This is a genomic window from Streptomyces gottesmaniae, from assembly GCF_031845845.1.
In the GTDB taxonomy this organism is placed as follows: domain Bacteria; phylum Actinomycetota; class Actinomycetes; order Streptomycetales; family Streptomycetaceae; genus Streptomyces; species Streptomyces akebiae.
This window is the reverse complement of the sequence record NZ_JAVRFJ010000002.1, coordinates 336142-350685: the sequence shown is the minus strand read 5'-3', so window position 1 is coordinate 350685 and position 14544 is coordinate 336142. Positions and strand designations below refer to the sequence as shown.

The 14544-nt window shown below is 70.5% G+C and carries 12 protein-coding genes; 7 read left to right on the top strand and 5 right to left on the bottom strand.

Annotated features, from left to right (window positions below; all coding sequences use genetic code 11):
* Window positions 1-67 precede the first annotated feature (67 nt).
* The 5 genes from RM704_RS04050 to RM704_RS04030 all read left to right on the top strand — a co-directional run bounded on the left by RM704_RS04050 (window position 68) and on the right by RM704_RS04030 (window position 7659).
* Window positions 68-748 (top strand): spermine/spermidine synthase domain-containing protein, encoded by a 681-nt coding sequence (locus tag RM704_RS04050; RefSeq protein WP_033526581.1) that lies wholly within the window; start codon window positions 68-70, stop codon window positions 746-748.
* 121 nt (window positions 749-869) lie between these two features.
* Window positions 870-1607: a response regulator transcription factor gene (locus tag RM704_RS04045; RefSeq protein ID WP_033526582.1), complete on the top strand. Its 738-nt coding sequence runs from the start codon at window positions 870-872 to the stop codon at window positions 1605-1607.
* A 64-nt stretch (window positions 1608-1671) separates the two neighbouring features.
* Window positions 1672-2826: a HAMP domain-containing sensor histidine kinase gene (locus tag RM704_RS04040; RefSeq protein WP_078937055.1), complete on the top strand. Its 1155-nt coding sequence runs from the start codon at window positions 1672-1674 to the stop codon at window positions 2824-2826.
* 737 nt (window positions 2827-3563) lie between these two features.
* Window positions 3564-7391, top strand: coding sequence for a multifunctional oxoglutarate decarboxylase/oxoglutarate dehydrogenase thiamine pyrophosphate-binding subunit/dihydrolipoyllysine-residue succinyltransferase subunit (locus RM704_RS04035; RefSeq protein ID WP_311589468.1), 3828 nt, complete (start codon window positions 3564-3566; stop codon window positions 7389-7391).
* A gap of 85 nt (window positions 7392-7476) precedes the next feature.
* Window positions 7477-7659 (top strand): DUF6104 family protein, encoded by a 183-nt coding sequence (locus RM704_RS04030; RefSeq protein WP_003961784.1) that lies wholly within the window; start codon window positions 7477-7479, stop codon window positions 7657-7659.
* Between the two features lie 28 nt (window positions 7660-7687).
* Here the strand turns inward: RM704_RS04030 and RM704_RS04025 are convergent, their stop codons facing one another.
* Window positions 7688-8539: a hypothetical protein gene (locus tag RM704_RS04025; RefSeq protein ID WP_033525398.1), complete on the bottom strand. Its 852-nt coding sequence runs from the start codon at window positions 8537-8539 to the stop codon at window positions 7688-7690.
* Window positions 8540-8700: 161 nt separating this feature from the next.
* Here RM704_RS04025 and RM704_RS04020 point away from each other — a divergent pair, with 161 nt between their 5' ends.
* Together RM704_RS04020 and RM704_RS04015 are read left to right on the top strand one after the other, a co-directional pair.
* Entirely contained in the window at window positions 8701-9612 is a 912-nt protein-coding gene (locus tag RM704_RS04020) for a DUF4097 family beta strand repeat-containing protein (protein ID WP_052145837.1), read from the top strand.
* A gap of 1 nt (window position 9613) precedes the next feature.
* Complete coding sequence (locus RM704_RS04015) at window positions 9614-10723, top strand: PadR family transcriptional regulator (RefSeq protein ID WP_033525399.1); 1110 nt, start codon at window positions 9614-9616, stop codon at window positions 10721-10723.
* 51 nt (window positions 10724-10774) lie between these two features.
* Here the strand turns inward: RM704_RS04015 and RM704_RS04010 are convergent, their stop codons facing one another.
* From RM704_RS04010 to RM704_RS03995, 4 genes are all read right to left on the bottom strand, one after another.
* Complete coding sequence (locus RM704_RS04010) at window positions 10775-11350, bottom strand: Clp protease N-terminal domain-containing protein (RefSeq protein WP_033525400.1); 576 nt, start codon at window positions 11348-11350, stop codon at window positions 10775-10777.
* Window positions 11350-11559, bottom strand: coding sequence for a helix-turn-helix domain-containing protein (locus RM704_RS04005; protein ID WP_033525401.1), 210 nt, complete (start codon window positions 11557-11559; stop codon window positions 11350-11352). Before RM704_RS04005 ends, RM704_RS04010 begins: the two co-directional genes overlap by 1 nt.
* 99 nt (window positions 11560-11658) lie before the next feature.
* On the bottom strand, window positions 11659-12624 hold the full coding sequence (locus RM704_RS04000) for a zinc-binding dehydrogenase (protein ID WP_033525402.1): 966 nt from the start codon (window positions 12622-12624) through the stop codon (window positions 11659-11661).
* A gap of 277 nt (window positions 12625-12901) precedes the next feature.
* The gene (locus tag RM704_RS03995) at window positions 12902-14143 is read right to left on the bottom strand and encodes an NAD(P)-dependent malic enzyme (protein ID WP_033525403.1); all 1242 of its coding nucleotides are present in this window, start codon (window positions 14141-14143) and stop codon (window positions 12902-12904) included.
* Window positions 14144-14544: the final 401 nt, after the last annotated feature.

Here is a 14544-nt window from a genome sequence, read left to right as displayed (position 1 = left end):
CTCCGGGACGCCGCCGGGCCGTCGTAATTCGGCTGCCCCCGTGCCCGGGGCACGCGAGGATGGACGCATGCCCATCACCGACACCGACGAACCCGTGGTCATCGACCGGCACGAGGGCCCCTACGGCGAGGTCGTGCTGCGACGGCACGGAGAGCTGTTGCAGATCATCGCCAACGGGTGCTTCCTCATGGACACCTCGGACGGCCGTTCGGAGCGGCTGCTGGTCGACGCCGCTCTCTCCGCGCTGACGGATCGTTCTCGGCCAAGTGTGCTCATCGGGGGTCTGGGCGTCGGCTTCTCGCTCGCCCAGGCCGCCGCGGATCCGCGCTGGGGCCCGATCACAGTTGTCGAACGCGAACCCTCCGTCATCGCGTGGCACCGCACCGGGCCGCTGGCCGAGGTGTCCGCCGGAGCGCTCGCGGACGCCCGTACGGAGATCGTGGAAGCCGATCTCGTCACCTACGTCAATGAGACATCCGCCACGTTCGACGCGCTCTGCCTGGACATCGACAACGGGCCGGACTGGACCGTTTCCGAGAGCAACGACAGCCTCTACTCGCCGACCGGACTGGCAAGCTGCGCAAGGGTGTTGAGGCCAGGTGGGGTGCTTGCCGTGTGGTCGGCGCGGCCATCTGCGGAATTCGAGGAAACCTTGGGGAATGCCGGGTTCCAACAGGTGCGTACCGAAGAGATCCCGGTTGCCCGAGGAGTTCCGGACGTGGTGCACCTCGCGATCCGACCTGGATAGCCCTGGTGCGGTGACTGCCCGTACCCTGCTTGCCTGACGCCGATCATTCAAGCGTCAATCGCAGTCATGCGTAGTCAAGGGATCACCCCACGGATTCCGGAAAGCAACACAGGGGCGGGCGATGGAGCAGACACACACCACCCACAACAACACCACGGCGACGCCGGGCGCACAGCGCCGGGTCCTCGTGGTCGAGGACGACCCGACGATCGTCGACGCCATCGCGGCCCGCCTGCGCGCCGAGGGTTTCGTCGTCCAGACCGCGTCCGACGGACCGGCCGCGGTGGACACGGCGGAGGCCTGGCAGCCCGACCTGTTGATCCTCGACATCATGCTGCCCGGCTTCGACGGCCTGGAGGTGTGCAGGCGCGTCCAGGCCCAGCGGCCCGTCCCCGTACTGATGCTCACCGCCCGGGACGACGAGACGGACATGCTGGTCGGGCTCGGCGTCGGCGCCGACGACTACATGACCAAGCCGTTCTCCATGCGTGAGCTGGCCGCGCGCGTGCACGTCCTGCTGCGCCGGGTGGAGCGGGCCGCGCTGGCCGCCACCACACCGCGCTCGGGCATCCTGCGCCTCGGCGAACTGGAGATCGACCACGCGCAGCGCCGGGTCCGCGTGCGCAGCGAGGACGTGCACCTCACGCCCACCGAGTTCGACCTGCTCGTATGCCTCGCGAACACCCCGCGTGCCGTACTCTCGCGCGAGCAGCTGCTCGCCGAGGTGTGGGACTGGGCGGACGCGTCCGGGACGCGGACCGTGGACAGCCACATCAAGGCGCTGCGGCGGAAGATCGGCGCGGAGCGGATCCGCACGGTGCACGGTGTGGGGTACGCCCTGGAGACCCCGACTCCCTGACCCGTGCCCGCACCGCGTGCGCGGGACATACGCAGGCACGTAGGCACAGGGGGCTGGTGGCGTGATGAGCGGAGTCGGTGACCCGAGGTCCCGGAACCGGGGTCCCGGTGGCGCGCAGTCGCGGAAGGGCGCGAGTCCGCTCGGCGGCGTGCGCCCCTTCTCGATCAAGACGAAGCTGGGCGCGCTCGTCGTCATCTCGGTGCTGATCACCACCGGTCTGTCGATGATCGCGGTGCACACCAAGACGGAGCTGCGCTTCATCACGGTGTTCTCGATGATCGCCACACTCCTGATAACGCAGTTCGTGGCGCATTCGCTCACCGCGCCCCTGGACGAGATGAACGCGGTCGCCCGGTCGATCTCGCGCGGCGACTACACCCGCCGGGTCAGTGAGAACCGCCGGGACGAGTTGGGCGACCTCGCCCACACGATCAATCTCATGGCGGACGAGCTGGAGGCCCAGGACCGTCAGCGCAAGGAGCTCGTGGCGAACGTCTCCCACGAGCTCCGTACGCCCATCGCCGGCCTGCGCGCGGTCCTGGAGAACATCGTCGACGGCGTCACCCAGGCCGACCCCGAGACGATGCGCACGGCCCTGAAGCAGACGGAGCGCCTGGGACGGCTGGTGGAGACCCTGCTGGACCTGTCCCGCCTGGACAACGGCGTGGTCCCGCTGCGCCGCCGCCGCTTCGAGGTCTGGCCGTATCTCTCGGGCGTCCTCAAGGAGGCCCAGATGGTCTCCTCGGCCCGCGGCGGCGTCGCCTCGGACTCGGGCAAGCACACGCGGACGGACGTGCACCTGCACCTGGACGTGCACCCGCCGGAGCTCACCGCGAACGCCGACCCGGAGCGCATCCACCAAGTCGTGGCCAATCTCATCGACAACGCGGTCAAGCACAGCCCGGCGCACGGCCGCGTGACGGTGAAGGCCCGGCGCGGCCCCACCGCCGAGTCGCTGGAGCTGGAGGTCCTGGACGAGGGCCCCGGCATCCCCGAATCCGAGTGGCACCGCGTCTTCGAACGCTTCAACCGGGGCGCCGTCAGCTCCCCCCACGGCCCCGGCAGCGACGGCGGCACCGGCCTCGGCCTCGCCATCGCCCGCTGGGCGGTCGACCTCCACGGCGGCCGCATCGGAGTGGCCGAGTCCCCGAAGGGCTGCCGCATCCAGGTGATCCTCCCGGGGGTACCCGCGAAATCCCAGGGCGCCGTGGGCGTCTGAGCGAGGGCCCACGGGCATCCGGACCGAGGACCGCGGTGCCTGGACCGACGGCCGCAGGCATCCGGACCGAGGACCACGGTCATCCGGACCGAGGGCCGCGAGGCGTGCAACCGGGCGCCTGGGCCCGCAGGCGTTCCAGGGACCCTGGGGCGCCGGCGTTCCGGGCCCGGGAAGCCGCGGGCTTCCAGGGGCGCGGGGAACTGCGCGAGCAACCCCCCACGACCCGCACCCGACCCCATACCCACATCCCCCACACACACCTGGCCGGGGGCCTGGGGGCAGAGCCCCCAGGAACAGGATGGGACGGGCTAGGGGCGGCGGGGGCGGAAGAATCCCGCGATACCCACATCCGAACTGGCTGAATCCCCCCGTCATTGCCAGATTTCGCTCATCCTCCCGGGGCTTACTTCTCTCCCAAGTTGACGTAAAGTTCGAACCGGAGCCACAAGATCCATGGCAGATCCGCCCAGCCGGACACGTGTGATCAGGTGCGTTCGAGCAGAGGGCCGCGTGCACATCGCCGCAGGCCCCGCCCGACGCATGCCCGGCACCTGCCCCCCACCCCCGTTCCAGACCGGAACCACGCTTGTTTCCCGCCATTTCCACCCCCGAAACACGCATTCAGATGTGACTTACGCGACGAAGAGCGGACTCGGCCTGACCTTCCCGGCCACGGGGGCGTAGCCTTAATTCCCGCTGTCCATCACCTTGTGAAGCGGAAGAGGGCGGTTGCCGCCGTGTCGCCACAGTCCCCCAGTAACTCGAGCATCTCGACCGACTCAGACCAAGCGGGTAAGAACCCCGCCGCGGCCTTCGGTCCGAACGAGTGGCTCGTCGACGAGATCTATCAGCAGTACCTCCAGGATCCGAATTCGGTAGACCGAGCCTGGTGGGACTTCTTCGCCGACTACAAGCCAGGCGCCGCTGCCGCCTCGGCTCCGGCGAGCTCTGCGGCCACGGGGGCCGCAGCGACCACCACACCGGCGGCCCCCGCCGCCCCGGCCCAGGCCGCACCCGCCGCCCCGGCCGCACCCGCCCCGGCTGCCCCGGCTGCCCCGAAGCCCGCCGCCGCGCCGGCCCCCGCGAAGCCCGCCGCCGCGCCGGCCCCCGCGAAGCCCGCGGCCGCCGCGCCCGCGCCGGCCAAGCCCGCGGCGGCCGCCCCGGCGAAGCAGGCCGCGCCCGCCGCTGCCGCCGCCGAGGGCCCGGAGCTGATCACCCTGCGCGGCCCCGCCGCCGCGGTCGCGAAGAACATGAACGCCTCCCTGGAACTGCCCACGGCCACGTCCGTGCGCGCCGTCCCGGTGAAGCTGCTGTTCGACAACCGCATCGTCATCAACAACCACCTGAAGCGGGCCCGGGGCGGGAAGATCTCCTTCACGCACCTGATCGGCTACGCGATGGTGCAGGCCATCAAGACGATGCCGTCGATGAACTGGCACTACGCGGAGAAGGACGGGAAGCCCACCCTCGTCAAGCCGCCGCACGTCAACTTCGGCCTCGCCATCGACCTGGTGAAGCCCAACGGCGACCGCCAGCTGGTCGTCGCGGGCATCAAGAAGGCCGAGACGCTGAACTTCTTCGAGTTCTGGCAGGCCTACGAGGACATCGTCCGCCGCGCCCGTGACGGCAAGCTGACGATGGACGACTTCACCGGTGTCACGGTCTCCCTGACCAACCCCGGCGGCCTCGGCACCGTCCACTCGGTCCCGCGTCTGATGCCCGGTCAGTCGGTCATCATGGGCGTCGGATCCATGGACTACCCGGCCGAGTTCCAGGGCACGTCCCAGGACACCCTGAACAAGCTGGGCATCTCGAAGGTCATGACCCTGACCTCGACGTACGACCACCGGGTCATCCAGGGCGCCGCCTCCGGCGAGTTCCTGCGGATCGTCGCGAACTTCCTCCTCGGCGAGGGCGGTTTCTACGACGACATCTTCGAGGCCCTGCGCATCCCCTACGAGCCGGTCCGCTGGCTCAAGGACATCGACGCGTCGCACGACGACGACGTCACCAAGGCCGCACGTGTCTTCGAGCTGATCCACTCCTACCGGGTCCGCGGCCACGTCATGGCCGACACCGACCCGCTGGAGTACCGCCAGCGCAAGCACCCCGACCTGGACATCACCGAGCACGGGCTCACCCTGTGGGACCTGGAGCGCGAGTTCGCGGTCGGCGGCTTCTCGGGCAAGTCCCTGATGAAGCTCCGCGACATCCTCGGCGTCCTGCGCGACTCGTACTGCCGTACGACCGGCGTCGAGTTCATGCACATCCAGGACCCGAAGCAGCGCCGCTGGATCCAGGACCGCATCGAGCGCCCGCACACCAAGCCGGAGCGCGAGGAGCAGCTGCGCATCCTGCGCCGGCTGAACGCGGCGGAGGCCTTCGAGACCTTCCTGCAGACCAAGTACGTCGGCCAGAAGCGCTTCTCGCTCGAAGGCGGCGAGTCGGTCATCCCGCTGCTCGACGCGGTCATCGACAGCGCTGCGGAGTCCCGCCTCGACGAGGTCGTCATCGGCATGGCCCACCGCGGCCGGCTGAACGTCCTCGCGAACATCGTCGGCAAGTCGTACGCGCAGATCTTCCGCGAGTTCGAGGGCAACCTCGACCCGAAGTCGATGCACGGCTCCGGCGACGTGAAGTACCACCTGGGCGCCGAGGGCACCTTCACGGGCCTCGACGGCGAGCAGATCAAGGTCAGCCTGGTCGCGAACCCCTCGCACCTGGAGGCCGTGGACCCGGTCCTGGAGGGCGTCGCGCGCGCCAAGCAGGACATCATCAACAAGGGCGGCACGGACTTCACGGTCCTGCCGGTGGCCCTCCACGGCGACGCGGCCTTCGCGGGCCAGGGCGTGGTGGCCGAGACCCTGAACATGTCGCAGCTGCGCGGTTACCGCACCGGCGGCACGGTCCACATCGTCATCAACAACCAGGTCGGCTTCACGGCGGCTCCCGAGTCGTCGCGCTCCTCGATGTACGCCACCGACGTGGCCCGCATGATCGAGGCGCCGATCTTCCACGTGAACGGCGACGACCCGGAGGCCGTGGTCCGCGTCGCGCGGCTGGCCTTCGAGTTCCGTCAGGCGTTCAACAAGGACGTGGTGATCGACCTCATCTGCTACCGCCGCCGCGGTCACAACGAGTCGGACAACCCGGCCTTCACCCAGCCGCTGATGTACGACCTGATCGACAAGAAGCGCTCGGTGCGCAAGCTCTACACCGAGTCCCTCATCGGTCGCGGCGACATCACCCTGGAAGAGGCCGAGCAGGCGCTGCAGGACTACCAGGGCCAGCTGGAGAAGGTCTTCACGGAGGTCCGCGAGGCCACCTCGCAGTCGACGCCCGGCGAGGTCCACGACCCGCAGGACGGCTTCCCGGTCGCGGTGGACACCGCGATCACGGCGGAGACCGTCAAGCGGATCGCCGAGTCCCAGGTCAACGTCCCGGACCACATCACCGCCCACCCGCGTCTGCTGCCGCAGCTGCAGCGCCGGGCGGCCATGGTCGAGGACGGCACGATCGACTGGGGCATGGGCGAGACGCTGGCCGTCGGCTCCCTCCTCCTTGAGGGCACCCCGGTCCGCCTGGCCGGCCAGGACTCGCAGCGCGGCACCTTCGGCCAGCGTCACGCGGTGATCATCGACCGTGAGACGGGCGAGGAGTTCACGCCGCTGATGTACCTCTCCGAGGACCAGGCGCGGCTGAACGTCTACAACTCCCTGCTCTCCGAGTACGCGGCGATGGGCTTCGAGTACGGCTACTCGCTCGCCCGTCCCGAGTCCCTGGTGATGTGGGAGGCCCAGTTCGGCGACTTCGTCAACGGCGCCCAGACGGTCGTGGACGAGTTCATCTCGTCGGCGGAGCAGAAGTGGGGCCAGACGTCCGGCGTCACCCTGCTCCTCCCGCACGGCTACGAGGGCCAGGGCCCGGACCACTCGTCCGCCCGCCCGGAGCGCTTCCTCCAGATGTGCGCGCAGAACAACATGACGGTCGCCATGCCGACCTCGCCGTCGAACTACTTCCACCTCCTGCGGTGGCAGGTGCACAACCCGCACCACAAGCCGCTGGTCGTCTTCACCCCGAAGTCGATGCTGCGCCTGAAGGCCGCGGCGTCGAAGGCGGAGGAGTTCACGAGCGGCGGGTTCCGCCCGGTCATCGGGGACAGCTCGGTCGACCCGAACGCGGTCAAGAAGGTCGTCTTCTGCGCCGGCAAGGTCTACTACGACCTGGAGGCCGAGCGTCAGAAGCGCGGCGTCACGGACACCGCGATCATCCGCATCGAGCGCCTCTACCCCCTGCCCGGGGCCGAGGTCCAGGCGGAGGTCAACAAGTACCCGAACGCCGAGAAGTACCTGTGGGCCCAGGAAGAGCCGGCGAACCAGGGCGCCTGGCCCTTCATCGCCCTCAACCTGATCGACCACCTCGACCTCGCGGTCGGCGCGGACGTCCCCCACGGCGAGCGCCTGCGGCGCATCTCCCGCCCGCACGGGTCCTCCCCGGCGGTCGGCTCGGCGAAGCGCCACCAGGCCGAGCAGGAGCAGTTGGTGCGTGAGGTGTTCGAGGCGTAACAGCGCTCGAAGACCGCACGCCACCGGGCCGCACCCCCTCGTGGGGGGTGCGGCCCGGCCGTTTTTCCGCACTTATCCTTGACCCATGTACTTCACGGACCGTGGCATCGAGGAACTGGAGAAGCGGCGTGGCGAGGAGGAGGTCACCTTCGAGTGGCTGGCCGAGCAGCTGCGGACGTTCGTGGATCTGAATCCGGACTTCGAGGTGCCCGTGGAGCGGCTGGCCACGTGGCTGGCGCGGCTGGACGACGAGGACGAGGACGAGTAGCCGTTCCTCCGGGCGCGAGGGACCGGGCTCAGTCGCGCGGGTGGGCCAGGTCGTAGAGCAGGCCGAGGGTGCCGTGGGCGATCAGGAGGCCGCCGGCGACGAGCCAGCCGGGACTGCGGCGGTGGAGCCCCCAGCCGGTCAGCGGGAGTCCCGCGAGGAGTTGGGCGGTGGCCAGGGCACGCGCTCTGGGGGTGCCCGCCCAGGGTAGCCACGGGCCCAGGCGGCCCCGTTCGAGGGCGTCGAGTTCCGTGCGGACGGCACCGCGCCAGCCGGTCCACTCGATGCGCTGGACACCGGGCTGGACCCGGGCGACCTCACGGAGCCGGTCGGCGGGTTCGCCCGGGGTGAGGCCTGCGGGGAGCGACACTCCGGCACGGGCGAGGACGGCGAGCAGCCCGAGCAGGCGGGCGCGGGCGTCGGCGGCCGGGTCGGGCTCGGTGAGGCGGTCCAGGGCCTGCCCGTCCAGGACCGGATCCAGCCCCAGGCGGGTGGCGAAGGTGCGCATCGCCTCGTCCTCACCCGCGGGAGTGCCGTTCGCGAGCCATACGTAGCCGACGGTGCGGCGGAATCCGGCCGCGAGGGTGTACCCGCCGCGGTCGGCGTCCCACCAGAGGGCGAGTACGGGCCACGGGACGCCGACGGCGAGGGCGGTCGCCCAGCCGGTGAGGACCCGGTCGACCAGCTCCCCGCCGTGCGACCAGGGCTTTCCCTCCGGGACGAGCACCGTCCACTCCGTCCCGGCCGGGACGAGCAGCATGCGTTCGCGCAGCAGCTGGGCGACGGGGGCGACGGAGTCGGGATCCGCCCGGCAGAGCAGGAGCGCGCCGGGGGAAGGGGCGGGCCGGGGGTCACGGGATCCCGGGGAATGTTCCGTCGACATGCCCCCACGCTAGGCCGATGTGCCCAGGAATATCCCTGCGGGATCACCAGAACGGGTGTCTTGACTTTCCTCGACCGCGATATATCGTGAATTATGGGAGACGCGATAGTGCGCGTCTGGTGTGTTCTGTCGTGTCCGGGTCTGCCGAGGAGGTCAGCACCATGTCCGAGTGGTCCGTCGCCGAGCCGCGAAAGCTCACGTTCGACGAGCCGGTGACGGCACTGCGGGTGCGCGTCGTCAACGGAACGGTGAACGTCATGGGCACCGACGAGGGTTCCGCCCGTCTGGAGGTGGCCGACGTCGAGGGCCCTCCGCTGACGGTGACACAGAAGGACGGCACACTGACCGTGGCCTACGACGACCTGCCCTGGGCGGGCTTTCTGAAGTGGCTCGATCGCAAGGGCCGGCGTCGCAACGTCCTGGTGTCGCTCGCCGTCCCGACGGGCACCCGGGTCGAGGTGGGCGTGGTGGGTGCCACGGCCGTCGTGTCCGGGCTGGGCGGGCGTACGGAGGTGAAGGGCGTCTCGGGCGACACCACGCTGGTCGGCCTGTCGGGGCCGGTGCGCGCCACGACGGTCTCGGGGAGCGTGGAGGCGCAGGCACTCACGGGCGATCTACGGCTCAGTTCCGTCTCCGGGGACCTGACCGTCATAGAGGGCTCCTGCCCCACCGTGAAGGCCGACTCGGTGAGCGGCGCCATCATCCTCGACCTCGACTCCACCGGCGGCCCCACCGACATCGGCCTCACCAGCGTCTCCGGCGAGATCGCCATCCGCCTCCCCCACCCCGCCGACGCCGAGGTGGAGGCCAACACGGCAAGCGGCACCATCTCCAACGCCTTCGACGACCTCCGCGTCAGCGGCCCCTGGGGCGCCCACAAGGTCACCGGCCGCCTCGGCACGGGCAACGGCCGCCTCAAGGCCACGACGGTCTCCGGGTCCATCGCCCTCCTCCGCAGGCCACCGGCGGAGGAGGAGCCGTGGGACGACCTCGACGCCCCCGAGACGGACGGCACGGCCGCTGACGCGACCGACGGCACGACCTCTCGCACGACCGACAAGAAGGTGCTCTGACATGCCTCCCGTCTTCGCCCACGGCCGCCTGCGGCTGTATCTGCTGAAGCTGCTCGACGAGGCGCCGCGCCACGGCTACGAGGTGATCCGACTGCTGGAGGAACGCTTCCAGGGCCTGTACGCGCCCTCGGCCGGCACCGTCTACCCCCGCCTGGCCAAGCTGGAGGCCGAGGGCCTGGTCACCCACACCACCGAGGGCGGCCGCAAGGTGTACGCGATCACCGACGCGGGCCGGGCCGAACTGGCCGACCGCAGTGGAGAGTTGGCCGACCTGGAGCTGGAGATCCGTGAGTCGGTCGCGGAGCTGGCCGCCGAGATCCGGGCCGACGTCCGGGGCGCGGCGGGCGACCTGCGCCGTGAGATGCGGGCGGCGGCCTCCGAGGCCCGCAGGGGCGGCGGGGAAGGTGCTCCGCCCGGGGAGTCCGAGGAGTACGCCGACAACGAGTCCTGGCGGGCGGCGAAGGAGGAGATGCGCCGCGTCAAGCAGGAGTGGAAGGAGCAGGCCCGCCGCGCGAAGGACGAGAGCCGCCGGGCCCGGGAGGAGGCCCAGCGCGCCCGCCGCCAGGCCAAGGAGGCTCAGGAGCACGCCCGCACCCAGGCCCAGGAGGAGTTGCAGCGCATCGCCCAGCGGGTCCAGGACCACGTGCAGGACCACTTCACGCGGGGCGACTGGCCGACGGGGGTACGCGAGGGCCTGACCGAGCTGGCCAAGGAGTTCGGCGAGTTCGGGAAGGAGTTCGGCGAGTTCGGGAAGGACTTCGGAAAGGAGTTCGGCAAGGACTTCGGCTTCGGACGGACGGGTGCGGAGCCCGGCTCGGGAGCGGCCGGCGCAGCGGGCAGCGCGGGGACCGGGACCACCACCGGCGGGGTGCCGGAGTACTCGACCACTCCCGAGGACTTCCCGGCCGGCTACGAGCCCGCCTGGGTGCACGAGACGCCCACCGGCGATCCGTCCCGGGACCTCGACCGCCTCCTGGACCGCTTCCGCGACGACATCCGCGACGCGGCCCGCGACCACGGGGTGACAGAGGACCAGCTCCGTGACGCCCGCCGCCATCTGTCGACAGCGGCGGCGCACATCGGGGCGATACTGCGAGCACCCAAGGGATGAACCCCGCGACGCCCGGAGAACCCGCCGCGGAGCACCTCACGTCCGTCGCGCTCAGCCCGCCTCGGCCTCCCCCACCCCGTAGAGAACCCGCTCCAGCGCCTCGTACGTCACCCCGTGGTCCGCGAGGACCTCGGCCGGGACCCCGGGGCGGGTGGTGAGGGCGAGGAGGAGGTGCTCGTCGCCGATGTGGCGGTCACGATGGGCGTGGGCGGTGCGCAGGGAGCGGGTGAGGACGTCCTTGGCATCGCGGGTGAAGGGACGACGCCCCGACGACCGGCGCCGCCGTCGGCCCTCCCCGCCCGAGTCCAACGCTCCTGCCCCGTGGGCCTCTTCGACGCGGGAGACGATCTCCGAGAGGTCGATGCCGAGACCGGAGAGGGCGTCCGTGTCCGCCCGGGAGAGGCCACCACGGCGTCGGGCCTCGGCGAGTGCCCGCTCGACGGAGTCGCGGCGTTCACGCTCGGCGAGCCCGAGCGCGCCCAGGGCGAAGGAGGCACGGCTGGCCTCCCTGTCCAGCAGCGAGAGGAGCAGATGCTCCTCGGTCACCTCCCCCGCACGGGCGCGTTCGGCATGCTGGACCGCGCCCAGGACCACGGCCCGGGCATCCTTCGTGAAGCGCTCGAACATCAATGCCTCCCGTACTTCTTGTGGACGGCCTGCCTGCTGACGCCGAGTTCCGCGGCGATCTCCTGCCACGACCAGCCCTGATTGCGCGCGCTGCGCACCTGCACCGACTCCAACTGCTCCAGCAGCCTCCGCAGTGCGGCGACGGCCCGCAGCCCGATCCGGGGGTCTCGGTCGCCCGCGCGCTCGGCGAGATCCGTTGCTTCGGTCATGCCGTCAACTTACGTTGACATGACCCAAGACGTCAACCCTGGTTGACATGACAACGGCCGGCCCGGAGATCCGGGCCGGCCGTGATGAAGAAGGAACCGTCAGGGGTTGGTGAGCACGATCTTGCCGAACTGGTCGCCGGCCGCCAGGCGTTCGAAGCCCTCACGGGCGCGGTCCAGGGGCAGCACCTCGTCGATGACGGGACGGACACCGGTCGCGGCGCAGAAGGAGAGGAGGTCCTCCAGCTCGTCCTTGGTCCCCATGGTGGAACCGACGACCTTGAGTTCGAGGAAGAAGATACGGGTCAGTTCGGCGTGGGAGGGGCGGTCGCCGCTGGTGGCGCCCGAGATGACGAGGCTGCCGCCGGGGCGCAGGGACTTCACCGAGTGGGACCAGGTGGCGGCGCCGACGGTCTCGATGACCGCGTCGACACGCTGCGGGAGCCGTGCCCCCGACTCCAGCGCCTCCACGGCACCGAGCTCCAGGGCCCGCTTGCGCTTGGCCTCGTCCCGGCTGGTGGCGAAGACCCGCAGGCCCGCCGCCTTGCCGAGCACGATCGCGGCGGTGGCCACACCGCCGCCGGCGCCCTGGACGAGGACGGAGTCGCCGGGGCGTACACCGGCGTTGGTGAAGAGCATGCGGTACGCCGTCAGCCAGGCGGTGGGCAGGCAGGCGGCCTCTTCGAAGGAGAGTTCGGCGGGCTTGGGGAGGACGTTCCAGGTGGGGACGGAGACCAGTTCGGCAAAGGTGCCCTGGTAGCGCTCGGTGAGGATCGAGCGGGGTTCGTCCGGGCCGACACCGTGGCCCGTCTGGCCGATCACCGAGTGCAGGACGACCTCGTTGCCGTCCTCGTCGACACCGGCGGCGTCGCAGCCGAGGATCATGGGCAGCTTGTCCTCCGCGAGGCCGACCCCGCGCAGGGACCACAGGTCATGGTGGTTCAGCGAGGCGGCCTTCACCTTCACGGTCGTCCAGCCCGGCCTCGATTCCGGCGCGGGCCGGTCGCCCAACTCCAGTCCGTTGAGCGGTTGGTCACGGTCGATGCGGGCGGCGTAGGCAGCGAACATGCGCCTGACCATAGGGCGATGCGGGGGGCGATGGAACCGGGCAACGCTGTGACACGCGTCCCGTCGCCCGAACTTCCGCCCGGAGCGGGGGACACCGGGTTGCGCGGCGAGTGACAGCACAGGGCGCAGCCCCTGCCTTTCGGGGCCGCGGGGAACGGCGCGACCAGCCCCCACCGGACGCGCACCTGACGCAGCAGGGGCACAGCCCCCTCTGCGTGGGACGGGTAAGGGGCGGTGGGGCGAAGAAAACGCCCCCACCGCCCCCAAGAGGCTCAGCTCAGCGCCGAGCCACCCCTTCCGCCCGAGCCGCCGCCGCGACCGCCGCGGTCACCGCCGGGGCGACCCGCTCGTCGAACGGCGACGGAATGACGTAGTCCGCCGCGAGATCGTCACCGACGACCGACGCCAGCGCCTCGGCCGCCGCGATCTTCATCCCCTCGGTGATCCGGGAGGCCCGCACCTGAAGGGCCCCCGCGAAGATCCCCGGGAAGGCGAGGACGTTGTTGATCTGGTTCGGGTAGTCGGAGCGCCCGGTCGCGACGACCGCCGCGTACTTGTGGGCGACGTCCGGGTGCACCTCGGGGTTGGGGTTGGCCATGGCGAAGACGAACGCATTCTCCGCCATCGAGGCCACCGCCTCCTCCGGGACCGTACCGCCGGAGACGCCGATGAAGACGTCCGCGCCCGCGAGGGCGTCCTCCAGGGAGCCCGACAGCCCGGCCCGGTTGGTGAGTTCGGCGAGTTCCCGCTTGACCGGGGTGAGGTCCTCCCGGTCCACGGAGACGATGCCCTTGCGGTCGGCGACCGCGACGTCGCCGAGGCCGGCCTCCAGCAGCATCTTGGCGATGGCCACGCCCGCCGCGCCCGCACCCGAGATCACGGCGCGCAGATCGCCGAGCCCACGGCCGGTCAGCCGGGCGGCGTTGCGCAGGGCCGCCAGCGTCACGACCGCCGTACCGTGCTGGTCGTCGTGGAAGACCGGGATGTCCAGGCGCTCCTGGAGCCGCTTCTCGATCTCGAAGCAGCGGGGCGCGGAGATGTCCTCCAGGTTCACACCGCCGAACGAGGGAGCGAGGCGGACCACGGTCTCGACGATCTCGTCGACGTCCGTGCAGGCGAGCGCGATCGGCACCGCGTCGACGCCGCCGAACTGCTTGAACAGGATCGCCTTGCCCTCCATCACGGGGAGGGAGGCCTCGGGGCCGATGTCACCGAGGCCGAGGACCGCCGTACCGTCCGTCACGACGGCGACGACCGAGGACTTCCAGGTGTAGTCGTTGACCAGGTCCGGCTGCTCGGCGATGGCGGTGCACACCCGCGCGACCCCGGGCGTGTAGGCGAGGGACAGGTCGTCCTTGTCCCGGATCGGCACGGTGGCCTGCACGGCCATCTTGCCGCCGCGGTGCAAGGCGAAGGCGGGGTCGAAGGAGTCGAGGGAATTGAGGGGCTCCCCGCCGCCTTCCTGGCCCGTACTTCCGTCGCCGTTGTCGGTGCGAGGATTGACAATCTCCGCTGCCACTTTGTTGTACCCCTTAGGTCTGCATGGTTTGAGGGTGACCGCTCCCGGTTCGGAGGCGGGCGGGCACCGCGTAAGTCCCAGGTCACCGGTACGTACGGTGACGCCTGCGGGCTCAGACGCGACGGGCGCGCCGCACACGCGCCCTGGGCCCCGGATGAGGGGTGTAAGGAACCTTCTTACCGGACGGACGGCGCCGAGGACGAGTCCATAGGTCTTCATACCTCGAAGGTCACAACTCGAAGGTCATTTGAAGACGATCATGGTTGGTTCGACTCATCGACGGATGGCGGGACAAGTCGGGTCACATCACGACAAGTCCAGTACAGCCACGTGTGCGGAGTTCGCAGCCGACCGCATCCTGAGATGCACCGAAGATCTTCCGGTCGGAAGAGGGGAATCCC

Excerpts from the sequence above, each read along its gene's own strand:
- RM704_RS04050 (WP_033526581.1), top strand. The coding sequence starts at position 68 with ATGCCCATCACCGACACCGACGAACCCGTGGTCATCGACCGGCACGAG.
- RM704_RS04045 (WP_033526582.1), top strand. The coding sequence starts at position 870 with ATGGAGCAGACACACACCACCCACAACAACACCACGGCGACGCCGGGC.
- RM704_RS04040 (WP_078937055.1), top strand. The coding sequence starts at position 1,672 with ATGAGCGGAGTCGGTGACCCGAGGTCCCGGAACCGGGGTCCCGGTGGC.
- RM704_RS04030 (WP_003961784.1), top strand. The coding sequence starts at position 7,477 with ATGTACTTCACGGACCGTGGCATCGAGGAACTGGAGAAGCGGCGTGGC.
- RM704_RS04025 (WP_033525398.1), bottom strand. The coding sequence starts at position 8,539 with ATGTCGACGGAACATTCCCCGGGATCCCGTGACCCCCGGCCCGCCCCT.
- RM704_RS04020 (WP_052145837.1), top strand. The coding sequence starts at position 8,701 with ATGTCCGAGTGGTCCGTCGCCGAGCCGCGAAAGCTCACGTTCGACGAG.
- RM704_RS04015 (WP_033525399.1), top strand. The coding sequence starts at position 9,614 with ATGCCTCCCGTCTTCGCCCACGGCCGCCTGCGGCTGTATCTGCTGAAG.
- RM704_RS04010 (WP_033525400.1), bottom strand. The coding sequence starts at position 11,350 with ATGTTCGAGCGCTTCACGAAGGATGCCCGGGCCGTGGTCCTGGGCGCG.
- RM704_RS04005 (WP_033525401.1), bottom strand. The coding sequence starts at position 11,559 with ATGACCGAAGCAACGGATCTCGCCGAGCGCGCGGGCGACCGAGACCCC.
- RM704_RS04000 (WP_033525402.1), bottom strand. The coding sequence starts at position 12,624 with ATGTTCGCTGCCTACGCCGCCCGCATCGACCGTGACCAACCGCTCAAC.